Source organism: Streptomyces sp. NBC_01352 (assembly GCF_036237295.1).
In the GTDB taxonomy this organism is placed as follows: Bacteria; Actinomycetota; Actinomycetes; order Streptomycetales; family Streptomycetaceae; genus Streptomyces; species Streptomyces plumbiresistens.
On the sequence record NZ_CP108354.1, the window covers coordinates 6,457,028 to 6,474,983 of the forward strand.

Consider the following 17,956-nt stretch of genomic DNA (forward strand, 5'->3'; position numbering starts at 1 on the left):
CTCCTTGGAAGCGGTTCCCGAAGCGTGGCGAAGGTGTGGAGAATGGGGAGGGCGCCGCTCCGGCCGGCTGAGCCCCGGCCGGAGCGGCGTCCCCGTTGTCGCGGATCGCGTCAGCAGTTGTTGCTGACGTAGTCCGTGGTGGGAGCGAGCAGCTGCCCGGCCCAGACGGTGTGCATCTTGACGTAGCTGTCGACGTCGAGCAGATCGGTGATCTGCTGTCCGAGCGACTCCTCCAGGTGCGCCTTGTTGACGTGGTTCAGCAGCACGCTGAGCGTGCTGTCGAGGATCGAACCGCCGTCGGCGATGGCCGGCTTGAGGATGCTCTCGATCCACACCGTGTGCATCTTGATGTACGAGTCGAGGGCGAGAGCGTCCTGCACCTGCTCACCCGGCGACCGCTCCAGGTGCGCCGCGTAGAGGTGCTGGAGGATCGGCATCAGCACGTTCTGGACGCTGGCGCACTGCTCGTCGTCACCGGAGCCGCCACCGGAGCCGTCCGTGGGGGTCGGCGTGGCGGTCGGCCCCGTGGTCGGAGTCGTGGTGGGCGTCGGAGTGGGAGTGGGGCCGCTCGTGGGCGGGGCCGTGGGGGTGGGGGTGGGCGTCGGCGTGGAGCCGCCTCCGCCGCCGGCCTCGACGACCTTCACGGACGCCACCATGTCCGGGTGCACCGCGCAGTAGTACTCGTACGTCCCCGCCTTGGTGAAGGTGTAGGACCACGAGTCGCCCTGCTCCAGCGTCCCGGAGTCGAACTTCACCGGGGCCTTGGTGGTGGTGACCGTGTGCGGCGCGCTGTCGTGGTTGGTCCACTGGACCGTCTGGCCGACCTCGACGACGAGCTGGTCCTCGGAGCCGAACTCGTTGCCCATGATGTCGACCTGGTAGTCGGCAGCGGCGGCCGCCGCGGGCTGCGCCTCGGCGGCGGCAGCGGGCGCCTGAGCCGCGCCCGCGGCCTGCTCCGAGGAGCTCGTGGAGCCGGAGGCCGCGTTCAGCAGCCCGAGACTGAGTACGGCGGCCAGCGCCGCACCGAGCCCGGCGACCAGCAGGCCCCGGTTCCCGGTCGGCGGCCTGCGCCGCCGTTCACCGGTGTTGTTGCTCTCTTTCACTACGACTCCTTCGTGCATTGGGGGAGTTCAGCGGCCGGGGTCGGCCGTGACCAGCAGACTCGTCACGACGAGCACGACGAGGACGAGCCCCGTCTCGGCCGCGACCGAGTAACCGAAAGGCCGCACGGTCGCGGCGTCACCGCGCAGGAGCACGGCGAGATCAAGGCGCGTACGCACCCATTGGCGGCTGGCGTACGCGGCGAGGAGGACGGTCCCGAGGACGGCCGTCTTGAGGAGCAGGAGATGTCCGTACGAGCTGTGCAGCAGGGCGTCGTACGACCCCACCACCTGCCAGGCGAGCACCAGCCCCGCGGCGACGATGGCCGTGACGCTCACGGCCGCGAGCCGCGAGTAGCCCGGCACCACCGCGGCCAGCTCACCGGCCCGCCGGCGCGGCAGCACGGCCACCGTGAGCATGACCAGCCCGCCGATCCACAGCGCGGCACCGAGCAGATGGACGAAGTCGGCGACGGCACCCCAGGTGGGTCGGCTGCCCTCGGAGTTGTGGCCCGCCATTCCGGTCGTACGCAGCAGCCCGAAGCTCACCGCCAGGGCGCCCACCCGCCAGCCCGGGGAACGGGAGGTGCCCGGCCCGCCCTGCATCAGCGCGCCCAGCACCACGGCCGCGAGCACCCACAGCAGACCGCGCGCGGCGAGCACCACGCCGGGTTCGGTGGCCAGCACGTCGGCGTACGTCCCGGGGCGCAGCGCGTCCCGGAAGCCGCCGAGCGATGGGGGTCCCCCCGCGCGAGCGAAGTCGAGCGTGGGGGAGTATGCGCCCTGGAGGCCGACGGTGGCGACCGTCGACAGCAGGCCGCCGATCCAGGCGAGTACGAGCAGCGCCCGGGCCCGCGGCTCGTGCGTGCCGCGCGGCCACAGCAGCGCGACGAAGGCCAGCCCGCCGACGAACAGTGCCAGCGAGAGATAGCCGGCCCAGCGGGCGGCGACGAGGCCCTTCCGCACCGAGGGGGAGGGTGCGGGAACGGGGGACGCGGCCTCGTCGCCGCCGGTCGTGGTGGCCGCGGCGGCCGCGCCGGAGCCGGTCGTGAAGGTGAGCCGGCCGGAGGACGCGTGCCCGTCCTTCTCGTCGATCACCGACCAGACGACCGCGAGCTCACCGCCCACCGGGGCCGCGAGGGCGACCCGCACGCTGTCGGAGCCGCCGCCCGGTGTGCGGGACACCGGGAGCCGGTTGCCGTCCATCGTCAGTACGCGGACGTCGGCGAGGTCGACGGGCTCGTCGAAGGTGAGGGTGAGCTGGTCGGGGGCCTCGGCGAGCTCGGCGCCGTCCTTGGGGGAGGACGAGACCAGCCCGGTGTGGGCGGAGGCGGTCTGGGGCGCGCCGGCCAGGGCGTACAGCAGCGGGGTGAGGACGAGCAGCAGCAGAGCGCGGCGGAGGTTCCGGGTCACGGCGTCGCCTCCGGCAGCGGGGAGGCGCTGATGCCGAGGAGCCCGGTGACGGAGACGGGGGCGAGCCCGACACAGGGGGAGGGCTGCGGCTCGGGCGTCTCCTCGGTGTCGCCGCCGTTCAGGAGGCCGAACATGGGCTCGGCGAGTCCGGTCAGGAGCGGCTGCACGAGGGTGACCTCGCCGTCCTCGCAGGTGTCGGCGTCGGGGTCGGTCGGCGAGGGGGTGGGTGAGGTGGTGCCGGGGGCCGGGGTGGGCGAGGTCTCGTGACCGGGGTGGCCGGGGTCGCCCGTGCCGCCCGTGCCGCCGGTGTGACCGCTGTGGTCGCCCTGGCCGCCGGTGCCGTAGCCGGTGTCCGCACCCGTGCCGCCGATCCCGCCGACTCCCCCGTACGACGGCAGCTCACCCGTGCCGGGGGCCTGCGCGCCGGTGCCGCCGGAGTTTCCCGGTGCGGCGGGGCTCGCCGGAGCGGTGGCCGCGGGCGGCGAGGCCGGGGGAGCGGCGGCCTCGGCGGTGCCGGAGGGGGCACCGATTCCCGAGGCGTACCCCAGCACGATGATCACCGCGCCGACGAGCGCGCCCGCCACCACTTCGTCGCGGTGGTCCCGTGGCCACTCCGCCCTACGGAACATGGGCATGTCTCACTCCTGGCATGGTCTGGTCAAAGCCGACGGAAGGTGTGGCGAATGACGACCAGTGGAGTGGAGCGTGGATTCCGCTTGGCTACGCGTTTGTTAAACGGCCGTTGCCTACCTCTCTTTCGGGGGGTGCCGGTCTGTGAGAACGGTCGATTCCGAATACTGCTCGAAAGGGAATCGAACTCGTGTTGAGGATTCGGCGGACGGCAGGCATATGCCGGTCCCGGTGACCTCAGATGCCGTGCGGGACTTGCTTCGGACGCGGCTCGGCAAGGGGGCCGCACGCGGGGATTTCCGCGTACGGCCCCCATGGGATCGCCGTAAATGCAGCCGGGCCTTCACCGAATCCGCGAGAAATCCCGGAGTTTCGTCGAACCCGTCAGCAATTCATGGAACCGGTCTTCTGGGACCCGAATTCCTTTCAGGCCGTCGGCCGCCCCATCGCCCGGTAACGCCACCCGGCCCGCCGCCACAGCTCCGGGTCGAGGGCGTTGCGCCCGTCCAGGATCACCCGGTCCGTGGCCACCTCGCCGAGCGCCGCCGGGTCCAGCTCGCGGAACTCGCGCCACTCGGTTAGGTGGAGGACGACGTCGGCGCCCCGTACGGCCTCGACCGCGGAGTCGGCGTACCCGAGGGTCGGGAAGAGCCGGCGGGCGTTGTCCATGCCCTTCGGGTCGTACACCGTCACCTGGCCGCCCTGGAGGTGGATCTGCCCGGCGACGTTCAGCGCGGGCGAGTCGCGGACGTCGTCCGAGTCGGGCTTGAAGGTGGCGCCGAGCACGGCGACCCGCTTGCCGAGGAAGGAACCGCCGCCCAGCACCTGCCGGGTCAGCTCCACCATCTGCCCGCGCTGGCGCATGTTGATCGAGTCGATCTCCCGCAGGAAGGTCAGCGCCTGGTCGGCACCCAGCTCTCCCGCCCGGGCCATGAAGGCGCGGATGTCCTTGGGCAGACAGCCGCCCCCGAAGCCGATCCCGGCCCGCAGGAACTTCTTCCCGATCCGGTCGTCGTACCCGATGGCCTCGGCCAGCTTGGCCACGTCCCCGTCCGCGGCCTCGCACACCTCCGCCATCGCGTTGATGAAGGAGATCTTGGTGGCCAGGAACGAGTTCGCGGCCGTCTTCACCAGTTCGGCGGTCGGGAAGTCGGTGACCACGAAGGGCGTGCCCGCGGAGACCGGCGTCGCGTACACCTCGCGGAGCAGCTTCTCCGCCCGCTCGCTGCGCACGCCCACCACGATCCGGTCCGGCCGCAGTGTGTCCTGGACGGCGAAGCCCTCCCGCAGGAACTCCGGGTTCCAGGCCAGCTCGGCGTCCTCGCCGGCCGGGGCGTTCTCGGCGAGATAGCGGGCCAGCCGGTCGGCGGAGCCGACCGGGACGGTCGACTTGCCGACGACGAGCGCGGGACCGGCCAGGTGCGGTGCGAGGGAGGCGATCGCGGATTCCACGTGCGACATGTCGGCGGCGTACTCGCCGTGCCGCTGCGGAGTGTTCACGCAGACGAAGTGGACGTCACCGAACGCCGCCACCTCGGCGAAGTCCATGGTGAACCGCAGCCGCCCGCTCGACCCCTCGATCCCGGCGACGTGCTTGCGCAGCAGGTCCTCGAGCCCCGGCTCGTACATCGGGACCTCGCCCCGCTGGAGCATCTCGATCTTCTCCGGTACGACGTCCAGCCCCAGCACCTCGTACCCGAGCTCGGCCATGGCGGCGGCGTGCGTGGCGCCGAGGTAGCCGGTGCCGATCACGGTGATCTTGAGGCTCATGTGGTGCTCCCGGGGGACGACAGGGGGGTGCGTGAGGTGCGCGGGAAGAGCATAGTCGGGGCATGGGGCGGCCCCTCGGCGGGCAACTTCTCTGCTGACTTTCCCGCTGTCGCCAAGCTCACGTATCACTCCCGTCGGCGGGCCCTTAAAATTTGGGTTACTTAACGGTAATTAGCGCCAGCATCACAGCGTCTTTGGAGCGTGAGAGACCTTGGCCGGATCGGCTGACTTCGACCTGTACCGCCCGTCCGAAGAGCACGACATGCTCCGTGACGCGATCCGTTCACTGGCCGAGGCGAAGATCGCGCCGTACGCCGCCGTGGTGGACGAGGAGTCCCGCTTCCCCCAGGAGGCGCTGGAGGCCCTGGTGGCGGGCGACCTGCACGCGATCCACGTGCCCGAGGAGTACGGCGGCGCGGGCGCGGACGCGCTGGCCACGGTGATCGTGATCGAGGAGGTCGCGCGCGTCTGCGCGTCCTCCTCCCTGATCCCCGCGGTGAACAAGCTCGGCTCCCTCCCCGTGATCCTCTCCGGATCCGAGGACCTGAAGAAGAAGTACATGGCCCCGCTCGCCAAGGGCGACGCGATGTTCTCGTACGCCCTCTCCGAGCCGGACGCGGGCTCCGACGCGGCCGGCATGAAGACCAAGGCCGTCCGCGACGGCGACCACTACGTGCTGAACGGCGTGAAGCGCTGGATCACCAACGCGGGCGTCTCCGAGTACTACACGGTGATGGCGGTCACCGACCCCACGAAGCGCAGCAAGGGCATCTCGGCCTTCGTCGTCGAGAAGTCGGACGAGGGTGTCTCCTTCGGGGCCCCGGAGAAGAAGCTCGGCATCAAGGGCAGCCCGACCCGCGAGGTCTATCTGGACAACGTCCGTATCCCGGCCGACCGCATGATCGGCGAGGAGGGCACCGGCTTCGCCACCGCGATGAAGACCCTGGACCACACCCGCATCACGATCGCGGCCCAGGCGCTCGGTATCGCACAGGGCGCGCTGGACTACGCCAAGGGCTACGTCCAGGAGCGCAAGCAGTTCGGCAAGCCCATCGGCGACTTCCAGGGCATCCAGTTCATGCTCGCCGACATGGCCATGAAGATCGAGGCCGCCCGCGCCCTGACGTACCAGGCCGCGGCGAAGTCCGAGCGCGGCGACGCCGACCTCACCTTCCAGGGCGCGGCGGCGAAGTGCTTCGCCTCGGACGTGGCGATGGAGGTCACCACGGACGCGGTGCAGCTCCTGGGCGGGTACGGCTACACGCGGGACTACCCGGTCGAGCGCATGATGCGCGACGCCAAGATCACGCAGATCTACGAGGGCACGAACCAGGTCCAGCGGATCGTGATGGCGCGCAACCTGCCGTAAGGCACCTCCGCCTCTGTCCCGTCGCCCTCCGCCTGATCTTGAGGCGGAGGGCGACGTGCGTACCGTTCACGGATTCCTCCGGTCCGCCCCGTGGCGCACCCGCCCGCGCAGGCGTAGTACGGAAGGGCGGGTTCCGCCCCCGCGGTTCCCGCCACCGGAGGAGGAACCATGCAGCAGCCCACCACCACCCAGCTCAGCAAGGAGATGCAGGACTGCATCGAGGCGTGCATGACCTGTCACAGCGCATGCGAGGAGACGATGAGCTCCTGTATGCAGAAGGGCGGACAGGCCCAGATGCAGATCATGCGGGCCCTCATCGACTGCTCCGAGACGACCCGCATGTGCTCGGACATGATGATGCGCCGCTCGACCCTCGCCACCGACATGTGCGCCCTGTGCGCCAAGGCCTGCGACGCGTGCGCCGAGGCCTGCATGTCGATGCCCGACGACCCCCAGATGACCGCCTGCGCCGAGGCCTGCCGCCGCTGCGCCCAGACCTGCCGCGCGATGGCGGGCGCGACGATGTGACACCGGACTGAGAAAGGCTTCAAGGGCACCCTGCCGGGTGCCCTTGGTGCGTGGCGGGGCAGGGTGGGCCCGTGACCGACACCGAGCCGCTGCCCGCCTTCCCGTACCACCCCGACCCCGTCGGCACGGGCTCCGTGGCCCCCTCGGACGCCCCGTGCGCGTGCTGCGGCCTCCGCCGCGGCTACGCCTACACCGGCCCGGTCTTCAGCGCTGCCGACCTCTCGGACCCCCTGTGCCCGTGGTGCATCGCGGACGGCAGCGCCGCCGAACGGTACGAGGCGCAGTTCACGGAGGTCGACGGGCGGGACGTGCCGATGGAGGTGGTGCACGCGGTCGAGCGGCGCACGCCCGGGTTCTCCGGGTGGCAGCAGGAGCGTTGGCTGTCCCACTGCGGCGACGCGGCCGTCTTCCTCGGGTACGTGCGCCCGCGAGCTGCGGTCGTGGCCGGACGCCCTGGAGACCCTCGCGGCGGACCACGACGCGGCCTTCCTGGCCGCGCTGGATGCCGGCGGTCGGCCGACGGCGTACCTCTTCCGCTGTCGGCGCTGCGCACGCCACCTGGCCTACGCGGACTTCACGTGAGGCCGGCCGCCTAGGCGAACAGTGGCTCCAACGCCCGTGCCAGATCGGCCGGTTCGCGGAAGTGGACCGGGTGCATGCCCAGCGCTGCCGCCGCCTCCACGTTCTCCTCGGTGTCGTCGACGAAGAGGCAGCGGTCGGGGCGGGTGCCGGCCAGGGACGTGGCCAGGCGGTAGATGCGGGGGTCCGGTTTGGCGAGGCCCACGCGGGCGCTGTTCACGACGTGGTCCGCGAGGTCGGTCAGGCCGAGGGCGGTGAGGTCGTCCTCCAGGCGGAGGGTGGCGTTGGTGACGAGGACGAGGGGGACCCGGATGCGGGACCGGCGGAGGAGGGAGACGACCTCGTCGTTCGCGTGGAAGGGCGACTCCAGGAGGGCCGTGCCCAGCTCCCAGGCCGTCGCCTCGGGGACCTGGCCGATCAGGGGCTCGGCGATCGCGCGCACCCACTCCTGGCCGTCGATCCGGCCCAGGACGAGGGGCTGAACCGTCTCCGGGGCGAAGGCGACCTTCATGGTGGTGCCCTCGGCCAGCCCGGCGGCGCGCTCCAGGGCGTGCAGCCGGGAGGAGTCGTAGAAGCGGATCACGTTGTCGACGTCGCAGAGCACCGCGTCGAACGGTGCTCTGCCGGGTCGGGAGGGGTCACTCACTCGGAGACCGTGACCTTCTCGTCGTTCTTCAGCTCGTCGACCAGGGTCTTCAGCTTGGTCTTGTCCCAGATGAGGTTGCCGCTGCTGGTGGATCCGGAGGTCGGCATGTTCATCGACTTGCCGTCGCCGCCGTTGACGCCCTTCATGGCCCAGAACATCTTGGCCAGGTCGTACAGCCCCATGTCCTTGTCGACGATCAGCGAGTCCAGGCCCGAGCCCATGGTCGGGTACAGCTTGAACGGGTTGAGGATCGTGCTCGGGGTCGCGACCTGGTTGGCGAGGGCGTTGAGGAACTTCTGCTGGTTCTTCGTCCGGTCGAGGTCGGAGCCCTTGAGCGCGTACCGGGTACGGACGAAGGCGAGCGCCTGCTCGCCGTTCAGGGTCTGCTTGCCCGCCTCGAAGTCGGCGCCGGACTTGGTGTCCTTCATGCCGCCCTTCGGGATGTCGATCTCGACGCCGCCGACCGAGTCCACGATGTTCGCGAAGCCGGCGAAGCCGATCTCCACGTAGTGGTCGATGTGCAGGCCGGTGTTGAACTCGACGGTGCGGACGAGGAGTTCGGGGCCGTCCTCCGCGTAGGCCGCGTTCAGCTTCACGTGGCGGCCGGTGCCCGGGTACGTCTTGCCGGAGTCGGAGCCCTTGAACGTCGGGATCTCCACGTCCGAGTCGCGCGGCAGCGAGATCAGCGTGTCGCCGTTGCCGCCGACGTGCAGGATCATCATCGAGTCGGTGCGCTTGCCCTCGGCGGAGCCGGTGTGCAGCTTCTTCTTCTCCTCGGCGGACATCCCCGCGCGGCTGTCGGAGCCGACGATCAGGTAGTTCGTGCCCTCGCCCGCCTCCGGCCGGTCGATGACCTTGGACAGGTCGACCTCGCGGTTGAGCTTGGAGTCGGCCCAGAAGTACGTGCCGACGGTCGTCGCGACCAGCACCACCAGCACGGTGATCGAGGTCAGCTTGATCCGCCGACGCCAGTTCGGCGCGGGGCGCGGACCACGGGTGCCGGCGCCGGGGGGACCACCGGGGCCACCGCCGTAGACCTGGCCCGTGTTGTAGCCGCTGTCGTACCCGTCGTCGTAGACGGTGTCGTCACCGCCGTTGACGTACGACGGCTGCTGCGGAACCCCGCCGTACGGCGGGGCCGGGGCGCCGGGGCCCCCGTACCCTCCCTGCCCGGGCGGAGCCGCCTGGCCGCGGCGGACCTGCCGCATGACACGGGCGCTCTCGGGCTGTGCGCCTGCGCTGCCGCGTCCGTACCGGCTGCCGCGGTTGTCGTCGGACCATGCCTCGGGCCAATCGTTCATGGGCCCCAGTGTGCAGGGCACTGCTATGTGCCTTACAAGGTTCGTCGGAAAATAAGGGCACTGCTGTTGCGAAGCTGACACAAAATCCCGGGATGTCACCTCCGCATAAGGTGGAGGCCATGACAGATCAGGCCTCCGCCGCGGAATCGGAGACTCCGGATATCCCGGGCAAGCCGACCTCGGCGTCCCGGACCACGCTCAGCCACATCATGACCCACGCCGACACGAACCTCCTGGGCACCGTGCACGGCGGCGTGATCATGAAGCTGGTCGACGACGCGGCCGGAGCCGTGGCCGGCCGGCACAGCGGCGGGCCCGCGGTCACCGCGTCCATGGACGAGATGGCGTTCCTGGAGCCGGTCCGGGTCGGCGACCTCGTCCATGTGAAGGCCCAGGTCAACTGGACCGGCCGGACCTCGATGGAGGTCGGGGTGCGGGTGCTGGCCGAGCGCTGGAACGAGTCGAACCCGGCCACCCAGGTCGGCTCGGCCTACCTCGTCTTCGCCGCCGTCGACGCCGACGGCAGGCCCCGCCGCGTACCGCCGGTGTTCCCGGAGACCGAGCGCGACAAGCGCCGCTACCAGGAGGCCCAGATCCGCCGCACGCACCGCCTGGCCCGACGCCGGGCGATCATGGAGCTGCGGGAGCGGCGGGTGGCGGAGGGCTTCGAGGACTGAGCGGGTCCAGGGAAGAACTCCCGAACCCCTACGAACACAACACCTCGTCCCCCCGCACCACCCCGAACTCTCCCTGCGCCGGATCCACCGCCCGAACCTTCCGCACCTCTCGGAAGTCCGCCCCGGCGATCACCTTCAGCGTCGCGCCGAGCCCCTTCACCGCGCGCAGCTCGCTGCCCGGCAACGCGGCCGCGAGGGACTTGGCGGAGCGGTCCCAGCGGGGGTCGTACGCGACGACCGTGCGCTTCAGCGTGCGATCGGCCGCGTTGACCGGAAGCCGGGTGGTGCGGAAGCCCGTCGCCGCCAGTGCCGCGTCCACGCGTTTGCCGAGGCCGGCCGTCGCCGTGCCGTTCTCGACCTGGACGCGGATCTGCTGGGGGGCGACGTCCACGCGCAGGGCCTTGGCCTTCGGCTTGTGGACCGACAGGGGCTTGTCGTCGCGGAGTGATTGGAAGAGGCGGCCGGCCTTCTTGGCGTCCCACTTCAGAGTCGAGCCGACGCCCTCCACGGGGTACCCCATCTGCCCGATCGGCACCGTCGTGAACTCCGAGGAGGAGGGCGAGAAGTTGCGCATCGCCCGGCCGAGGTCGAGCAGTTCGTGCGTGCCGAAGCCCTTGTCGGCGCGTACGGAGCCGAGGACGGCCCGCGTGATGTCCCGGAACTTCATCGGGTTCAGCAGGATCCCGGAGGAGGTCGTGCGGTCGATCAGGGCGGCCAGGAAGCGCTGCTGGCGCTGCATCCGGCCGAGGTCGGAGGCGCCGTCGACGTGGCGGGAGCGGACGTACTGGAGGGCCTGGCCGCCCTGCAGGGTGTGTGTGCCGGGCGGGAGGTCGAGGCCGGTGTACGTGTCCTTGAGCGGCTCGGCGGTGCAGATCTTGACCCCGCCGAGCACGTCGACCGTCTTCATGAAACTGGTGAAGTCGACCTCCAGGTAGTGGTCGATCTTCACGCGGGTCATGTTCTCGACGGTCCGGACGGTCAGCTGCGGACCGCCCTCCGCGTACGCCGCGTTGAGCTTGACCGGGTGTCCGCGATGCCGTTCGCCCGTCGTCCCGTCGGTGTGGGCCGGTGTCATGGCGTACGAGTCGCGCGGCAGGCTCACCACGCTCGCCCGCTCCCGGTCCTCCGAGATGTGCACGATCATCATCGTGTCGGTGCAGTGGCAGGGGGCGCCGCCGAGCCGGTACTTCTGCCGCTCGGCCTCGGTGATCCTGTCGCGGCCGTCCGTGCCGACGAGCAGGACGTTCATGCCGTGGCCCGCCCTCGGGCGGTTCTTCATGTCCTTGAAGGCGTCGACCCGGGCGATGTCCGCGTCCAGGCTGGTGACCACCGCGTGACCGATTCCGGCCGAGGCGAGCACGACCACCGAGAGGGTCGTCACCGCCCGCATGGCCCAGCGCGGCTTTTTCCGTCGTACGGGGGGCCGCGCCGACCGCTGTGGCTGCGGGCGGCGCGGGGGTCGGGCGGCTGGGGAGCGGGGCGGCGTGGGCATGGGGGGACACCTCCGCGAGGGGCCGTACGTGGGATCGTGAGCACCGTAGGCCCATACGATCTGCGGTCCGGTGCACCGCCCCGGGCGGGGCGCGGCGCTGTCCCCCGTTCGCGGTAACGTTTGCTCCCTATGAACGCCAAGCCCGACGTGCAGCTCCCCGCCGTGTCCGTCATCATGCCCGTCCTCAACGAGGAGCGGCACCTGCGCGGAGCCGTCCAAGCGATCCTCGCGCAGGAGTACGCCGGCGAGATGGAGGTCGTCATCGCCCTCGGTCCGTCCACGGACCGTACGGACGAGATCGCGGCCGAACTCGTGCGCGAAGACCCGCGTGTACACACCGTGCCGAACCCCACCGGCCGTACGCCCGCCGCGCTGAACGCCGCGATCGGGGCCTCCCGGCACCCGGTCGTCGTGCGCGTCGACGGCCACGGCATGCTCTCGCCGAACTACATCACCACCGCCGTACGGCTCCTGGAGGAGACCGGCGCGCAGAACGTCGGCGGCATCATGCACGCCGAGGGCGAGAACGACTGGGAGCACGCGGTCGCCGCCGCCATGACCTCGAGGATCGGCGTGGGCAACGCATCCTTCCACACGGGCGGCGAGGCCGGCGAGGCCGAGACCGTGTACCTCGGGGTGTTCCGGCGCGAGGCGCTGGAGCTGCAGGGCGGGTACAACGTGGAGTTCATCCGCGCCCAGGACTGGGAGCTCAACTTCCGCATCCGGGAGGCGGGCGGGCTGATCTGGTTCTCGCCCGAGCTGAAGGTGTCGTACCGGCCCCGGCCGAGCGTGCGCGCCCTCGCCCGGCAGTACCGGGACTACGGCCGCTGGCGGCACGTCGTCGCCCGCTACCACGAGGGCTCCATCAACCTGCGCTACCTCGCCCCGCCGACCGCGGTGTGCGCGATCGTGGCGGGACTCGTCGTCGGCGTCCTGGTCACCCCGTGGGCCCTCGTGCTCCCGGGCGGCTACCTCGCGGCGATCACCCTCGGGTCCCTGCCCGCGGGCAAGGGGCTGTCGCCGAAGGCGCGGCTGCAGATCCCCGTGGCCCTCGCCACCATGCACATGTCGTGGGGCTGGGGCTTCCTGACCAGCCCGCGCTCGCTCGCCCGCAAGGTGATCGCGAGCCGGCGCCCGGCGGTGCAGGCGGACGCGCAGGAAGCGTCCGCCTGACCGTCAGGACCAGGTGAACTTCGGGTTCACGTGCATGCAGGCGTCCTCGTCGGCCCCGTTGAGCGCCTCGGCGGACTTCGGGGTGGTGTCGTCCTCCTCGGGCGCCCGGTACGCCGTACCCTCGCGCCAGTCCGCGCCCACGACGACCGTGACCCCGGAGACGTCCGTCGACCGCTCCACCGAACTAGCCGGAATCCCGAGGGACTTGGCGACCCGCTGGGCGTCGCCCTTCAGCTCGGCGCTCGGGTAGCGGACGACCGTTCGGTCCTCACTGAGTGCGGAGGAGGTGTCCGCCTCCGCCTTGGTGAAGCCCTTCTCCACGAGCAGCCCGGTCACCGTGCTCGCCCGGTCGTTCGCCGCGCGGAGGGTGTCGGTGCGGGTGCCGTTCTGGACGAGGACGCCGATCTCGTCGTCGGCGGCGGCCGGGTCGCCGGAGGCGGTCGCCGAGGGAGCCGGGGTCGCCTTCTTCTCGTCCTTGCCGTCCAGCGCGATGTCCTCCCGGACGAGGCGGAACAGCTGCTCGGCGTCCTCGGTCGGCTCGACGCGGGCACCGACGTACCGGTTGGGCATGGTGGTCATGGTGATGCGCGCCGGATCGACCCTGCGCAGCTCGTTGCTGAGGTCGTAGAGCTTCTTGACGGTGTCGAGGCCCGGGTCGACCGTGAGGGCCGCGGTGGCCTTCTCGGCGAGTTTGCGGAGCTTGTTGGGGCTGCTCAGGGTGGCGTTCTCGCGCAGGGTGCGGACCATCGAGTTCATGTACATGTGCTGGGCCTTGGCGCGGGCGAGGTCGCTGCCGTCCTCGAAGCCGTAGCGGGTGCGCAGCCACTGCAGGGCCTGCTCGCCCTTCACCGGGGTGGTGCCCTCCTTCAGCTTCAGACCGGAGCCGTGGCCCTGCCAGTCGCGCGAGAGGATGTTGGCGTCCACACAGACCGGGACCCCGCCGACGGCGTCCGCCATGGACACCACGCCCGCGAAGTCGACCATCACGAAGTGGTCGATGTGGATGCCGGTGAGCTCCTGCCAGGTGGCCACCGTGCAGCCCGGACCGCCGTGGCCGAGGCTCCGGTTGGTCATGACCCGGCCCTCGCTCGCCGGGTACACCTCGTCGTCGTCCGGGTCCGTGCACTTCGGGATCTTCACGAGGGTGTCGCGGGGCATGCTGACGACCGACATGTTGGAGCGGTCGGCGGACAGGTGCACCAGCATCTGCACGTCCGCCAGCGGCGTCGAGCCGAACGTCTCGCGGGCGCCGCCGAGTTGCTGGTTCTCCTCGGTGTCGCGGGCGTCGGAGCCGATCAGCAGGATGTTCAGCGGGGTCTGGCCGGCGGCGTTCGGCGTCGGTTCGGCGACCTTGTTGTCGCCGAGGTTGAGCTCGTCCTTCTTGATGTTGCCGTTCAGGTGCCGGTAGTAGAGGTAACCGGCGGTGGCCGAGCCGATTATCAGCACGGCGAGCGTCGCCGCGGACCAGCGCAGCAGTCGGTGGCCCCGTGGCGACCGGCGCCCGGCGCGCCCGCCGTGCAGGCCGTCGCCGGTGGTGCCGACCTCCTTGGTGGCCGGTTCGACATCCCGAACACTGTTCCGCGTCACTTCCGAGTCCTCCCCGACTACCGCCCTCGCGCCATGGCGCGGCCCGCCGTACGTCCAGGAGACATACGACGGGCCCGTCAGGTTGCTCTATTTCGTCAACTTGCGCGTTCTGCTCGTCAACTCGCGCACTGGACCTTGTCGGCCGTGGACTTGTCCACGCCCGGGGTCTGGGCCGAGGCGGAGTTGAGTTTCACGCCCGCGCCCTTGAAGTCCTTGCCCAGGATCAGGGTCATCGTCGGCTGTCCCTGGGAGTTGGTCACGCTCTCGCCCGGCGTCATCGCCGAGCCCGAGAGGCCCATGATGTCGGCCAGCCGGCGGGCCTGGTCGGCCTGGTCGGGCGCGTACTCGAGGGTCGTCTTCGCCTGGTCGGCGTCCGCGTTGCCCGCGTTCTCCGACTTGACGACGCCCGCGCTGTTCTGCAGCCAGTCCAGCTGGGTCTGCGCGCTGCCGGACGCGGCACCGCCGTTGAAGACCTGGACCCGCACCTCGGAGGCGTCCGCCTTGGTGCCCTTGAGGCGGGCGGCCACGGCGGCGGCCTCCTTCTTCTGCTGCGCCTTGACCTCGGTGAACGAGATGTCGTTCTTGATCATGTCGAAGACCTGGGGCGCCCTGGTCTCGTCGACGATCACCGTCGCCTTGATCTCCTCGGTGGGGTTGTCCACCACCGGGATCGTGGCGAAGGTGATGTTCTTGGTGGGCACCTTCTTCAGTTCCAGGGCCAGGTCCTTGAGCGTGCCGACCTTGCCGATCGCGGTGTCCACGGTGAGGGCGTTGGTGGCCGCCTCGGCCAGCTTCAGCAGTTTCGTGGGGTTGGTGAGGGTGTCGCCGGAGGACATCTTGCGCATCAGCGAGCCCAGGAACTGCTGCTGCACCTTGATGCGGTCGAGGTCGCCGCTGTTACCGAAGCTCTTGCGGGTGCGCAGGAAGGCGAGGGCCTTCTCGCCCTGGACCGTGGACTCGCCCTTGGGCAGGACGAGCTTGGACTGCTTGTCGTTGACGGCTTCCGTCACACACACCTCGACGCCCTCCACCGCCGTGGTCAGCGTCTTGACGGCGTTGAAGTCGGCCATCATGAAGTGGTCCGGCTGGATGCCGGTGGCCTCCTTGACCGTCCGCATGGTGCAGCCCGCGTCCCGGCCGCTCTCGCCGAGGCTCCGGTTGAAGCGGACACCCTGCTGTCCCTGGACGGTCACCTCGGTGCCGTCGTCCTTCTTGGCCTGGCACTCCGGGATGTCGACGATCAGGTCGCGGGGGATGCTCAGCGCGGTCGCGTTGGAGCGGTCCTTGGCGACGTGCAGCAGGATCGTGGTGTCGGCGTGGCCGACGCTGCCCGTGTCGCCGTAACCGTCGTTGCCCTCGCCGGTGCGCTTGTCGGTGCCGATGACGAGGATGTTGAACGCCTCGTCCTTCTTGAAGCTGCTGGAGCCCGCGTCACCGACGTCCGTCGTCTTGACGTTGCCCTCGAGGTGCTTGAGGTAGAAGTAGCCGGCGCCCGCGGTGGCGACCAGGACGAACGCCAGGCTGCCGCCGGTCCACAACAGGGCCTTCTTCGCCCCGGACTTCTTCTTGACCGGCCGGCGTCCGCGCCTGCCCGGCAGCGGCTCCTCGGGGGCGGGGCCGCGTCTGCGCGGGGGCGGGACCTCACGGCCGGGGGTCGCCGGCGGTGCCGTACGGCTGCCCCGGGGCTGGGGAACGGTCCGGCGCGGTGCGGCGGGCGTCAACCGCAGTTCGTATTCGCCGGTGTTCGGATTGAGTACCCACTGGTCTGCGGGGTCGATGTGCTCCGCCCGCTCACGGCCTGGTGCGTCCAAGGTTGTCCGAATCCTCCGTCAGGGCCACACGGCGCCTTCCCCCATGGATCGCTCACACTATCCGCACGGTTCGGCGGCGAGTGAACTTTCACCGGTTTCTATTGAAAGGGAGTTCGACCGCGCGGCAGGGCCGAAGGGCGGGACCGCGCGGCCGGGTTCTACCATTGATACGGCTCGTACACGTCCATGCACTGACCGGTGTCGGATCCGTTGATGGCGTCGGAATTGCTCGGCAGATCCCCGGCCTGAGGCGTCTTCTGCTTCGGATAGGCCGTGCCGGAACGCCAGTCGGCGCCGACGACGACTGTGACACCGGACACGTCCGCCGACTTCCGCACCGAACCAGCCGGAATCCCGAGGGACTTCGCCACCGCCTGGGCATCCCCCGCCAGTTCGGCGCTCGGATAGCGCACGAGGGTCCGCTCCTCGGCGAGCGCCGCCGAGGTGTCCGTCGTGGCCTGGGTGAACCCGTTGCCCACGAGTTCCCGGGCGATGTCCCTCGCCCGGCCGCTGACCGGGCCGAGGGTGGCGGACCGCGTGGCGTTCTGCACCAGGACGCCGATCTCGTCGTCGGCCGCGGCGGGGTCGTCGGTGGTCCGGCCGGCGCTCGCCGTACTCGCCGGACTCGCCGGTTTGGCGTCCGCCTTGGCGCCCTTGTCGTCGAAGGGCACGTCGTCGCGGAGCATCGCCCACATCTTCTCGGCGTCGGCCCCGGCCGGCAGCAGGTGGTTGGCGTTCTCGTTGTCCTCGACGGTCGGCATCGTGGTCATGGTGATGCGGTCCGTGGGCACCGTCTTGAGCTGCATCCCGAGGTCGTACAGCTTCTTGACCGTGCCGAGTTCCTCGGAGACCGTCAGGGAGTTGGTGGCGGCCTCGGCGAGGTTCATCAGCCGGCCGCCGTCGGTGAAGACGTTCTGGCTCTTCAGCGTGCGGATCATCGAGTTCATGTACATGTGCTGGGCGCGGGCCCGCAGCGGGTCGCTGCCCCAGGCGTGCCGGGTGCGCAGCCACTCCAGGGCCTGCTTGCCCTTGACCTTCTTCCGGCCGGCCGTCATCTTCAGGCCGGAGCCGCCGGGCACGTTCGGCCGCGCGCGGTCCCACACGTTCTGGTTCACACAGACCTCGACGCCGCCGATGGCGTCGGCCATGCTCACCACGCCCGCGAAGTCGATCGTCATCCAGTGGTCGATGTAGATCCCGGTGAGGTTCTCCCAGGTGGCCAGCGTGCAGCCGGCGCCGCCGCGGCCCAGCGTCGTGTTGATGATCTCGTTGGTGGCCGGGTACGTCTCGTCGCTGTCCGGGTCCTTGCACGCCGGGATGTCGACCCGGGTGTCACGCGGAATGCTCACCACCGCGGCGCTCTTGCGGTCCGCGGACAGGTGGATGAGCATCTGCACGTCGGCCAGCGGCGGGTTGTCGCGGTTGTCCCTGCCGCCGCCGAGCGACACGTTCGCGTCGGACTTACGGCTGTCCGAGCCGATCAGCAGGATGTTCAGCGGCGTCTGACCGGCCGCGTTCGGCTCGGTCTTGCGCGCCTTGGAGTCGGCGTTGCTGCGCCGGCCCTTCTCGATGTTGCCGTTGAGGTGCTGGTAGTAGAGGTATCCGGCGCCGGCCGTGCCGAGTATCAGCACCGCGAGGGCCGTCGCCGACCAGCGCAGCACCCGGTGCCTGCGCCTGGCCTGCCGTCGCCGGCCGCGCCGCCCGCCGTGCCCGCCGCCGGAGGAGGGTCTGCCGGAGCCGTCGCCGTCGTCCCCACGACGGCCGCCCTCCTGCCCCGCCCCACTCGCGCGCCGGACGCCCCGTCGCGTCCCCTCCCCGTGCACACTGCTGTGCGTCATCCCCAGTTCCCCCCTACCCTCGCGCCGTCGACGGGCCTGCCC

The 17,956-nt window shown here is 70.6% G+C and carries 15 protein-coding genes; 5 read left to right on the top strand and 10 right to left on the bottom strand.

From position 1 onward, the window contains the following. Positions 1 to 110 precede the first annotated feature (110 nt). The 4 genes from OG252_RS30155 to OG252_RS30170 all read right to left on the bottom strand — a co-directional run bounded on the left by OG252_RS30155 (position 111) and on the right by OG252_RS30170 (position 4,913). Positions 111 to 1,103 (bottom strand): cupredoxin domain-containing protein, encoded by a 993-nt coding sequence (locus OG252_RS30155; protein WP_266438604.1) that lies wholly within the window; start codon positions 1,101 to 1,103, stop codon positions 111 to 113. Positions 1,104 to 1,130: 27 nt separating this feature from the next. After that, complete coding sequence (locus OG252_RS30160) at positions 1,131 to 2,513, bottom strand: copper resistance CopC/CopD family protein (RefSeq protein ID WP_329340039.1); 1,383 nt, start codon at positions 2,511 to 2,513, stop codon at positions 1,131 to 1,133. Further along, positions 2,510 to 3,148 (bottom strand): hypothetical protein, encoded by a 639-nt coding sequence (locus OG252_RS30165; RefSeq protein ID WP_266438608.1) that lies wholly within the window; start codon positions 3,146 to 3,148, stop codon positions 2,510 to 2,512. The genes OG252_RS30160 and OG252_RS30165 overlap by 4 nt, the downstream gene beginning before the upstream one ends. Positions 3,149 to 3,569: 421 nt before the next feature. Continuing rightward, positions 3,570 to 4,913: a UDP-glucose dehydrogenase family protein gene (locus OG252_RS30170; RefSeq protein WP_266438610.1), complete on the bottom strand. Its 1,344-nt coding sequence runs from the start codon at positions 4,911 to 4,913 to the stop codon at positions 3,570 to 3,572. Between the two features lie 211 nt (positions 4,914 to 5,124). On the opposite strand from OG252_RS30170, the gene OG252_RS30175 reads away from it, so the two are divergent. The 3 genes from OG252_RS30175 (at position 5,125) to OG252_RS30185 (ending at position 7,406) form a co-directional block, all read left to right on the top strand. After that, positions 5,125 to 6,282, top strand: coding sequence for an acyl-CoA dehydrogenase (locus OG252_RS30175; RefSeq protein WP_266438613.1), 1,158 nt, complete (start codon positions 5,125 to 5,127; stop codon positions 6,280 to 6,282). A gap of 168 nt (positions 6,283 to 6,450) precedes the next feature. Further along, positions 6,451 to 6,810 (top strand): four-helix bundle copper-binding protein, encoded by a 360-nt coding sequence (locus tag OG252_RS30180; protein WP_329340042.1) that lies wholly within the window; start codon positions 6,451 to 6,453, stop codon positions 6,808 to 6,810. A 71-nt stretch (positions 6,811 to 6,881) separates the two neighbouring features. Continuing rightward, the gene (locus OG252_RS30185; protein ID WP_329340044.1) at positions 6,882 to 7,406 is read left to right on the top strand and encodes a CbrC family protein; all 525 of its coding nucleotides are present in this window, start codon (positions 6,882 to 6,884) and stop codon (positions 7,404 to 7,406) included. Here the strand turns inward: OG252_RS30185 and OG252_RS30190 are convergent. Then, positions 7,403 to 8,035 (bottom strand): HAD family hydrolase, encoded by a 633-nt coding sequence (locus OG252_RS30190; protein WP_329340046.1) that lies wholly within the window; start codon positions 8,033 to 8,035, stop codon positions 7,403 to 7,405. The two genes, OG252_RS30185 and OG252_RS30190, sit on opposite strands and share 4 nt — an antisense overlap. Continuing rightward, positions 8,032 to 9,336, bottom strand: a complete 1,305-nt coding sequence (locus OG252_RS30195; protein ID WP_266438622.1) for an LCP family protein — start codon at positions 9,334 to 9,336, stop codon at positions 8,032 to 8,034. Before OG252_RS30195 ends, OG252_RS30190 begins: the two co-directional genes overlap by 4 nt. Positions 9,337 to 9,455: 119 nt before the next feature. Between OG252_RS30195 and OG252_RS30200 the strand changes: the two genes are divergently transcribed. Then, positions 9,456 to 10,013 carry an acyl-CoA thioesterase gene (locus OG252_RS30200; protein ID WP_266438625.1) on the top strand — a complete coding sequence of 186 codons (558 nt, stop codon included), beginning with the start codon at positions 9,456 to 9,458 and terminating at the stop codon, positions 10,011 to 10,013. A gap of 28 nt (positions 10,014 to 10,041) precedes the next feature. Here the strand turns inward: OG252_RS30200 and OG252_RS30205 are convergent, their stop codons facing one another. Further along, positions 10,042 to 11,505, bottom strand: coding sequence for an LCP family protein (locus tag OG252_RS30205; RefSeq protein WP_329340049.1), 1,464 nt, complete (start codon positions 11,503 to 11,505; stop codon positions 10,042 to 10,044). Positions 11,506 to 11,634: 129 nt separating this feature from the next. Here OG252_RS30205 and OG252_RS30210 point away from each other — a divergent pair, with 129 nt between their 5' ends. Further along, a complete protein-coding gene (locus OG252_RS30210) occupies positions 11,635 to 12,678 on the top strand; it encodes a glycosyltransferase family 2 protein (RefSeq protein WP_329340051.1) in 1,044 nt (347 codons plus the stop codon). A gap of 3 nt (positions 12,679 to 12,681) precedes the next feature. Here OG252_RS30210 and OG252_RS30215 read toward each other — a convergent pair whose 3' ends face one another. The 3 genes from OG252_RS30215 to OG252_RS30225 form a co-directional block, all read right to left on the bottom strand. Continuing rightward, a complete protein-coding gene (locus OG252_RS30215) occupies positions 12,682 to 14,265 on the bottom strand; it encodes an LCP family protein (RefSeq protein ID WP_406493388.1) in 1,584 nt (527 codons plus the stop codon). A 116-nt stretch (positions 14,266 to 14,381) separates the two neighbouring features. Then, the gene (locus OG252_RS30220; RefSeq protein WP_266438634.1) at positions 14,382 to 16,076 is read right to left on the bottom strand and encodes an LCP family protein; all 1,695 of its coding nucleotides are present in this window, start codon (positions 16,074 to 16,076) and stop codon (positions 14,382 to 14,384) included. Between the two features lie 158 nt (positions 16,077 to 16,234). After that, positions 16,235 to 17,914, bottom strand: a complete 1,680-nt coding sequence (locus OG252_RS30225; protein WP_329340053.1) for an LCP family protein — start codon at positions 17,912 to 17,914, stop codon at positions 16,235 to 16,237. Positions 17,915 to 17,956: the final 42 nt, after the last annotated feature.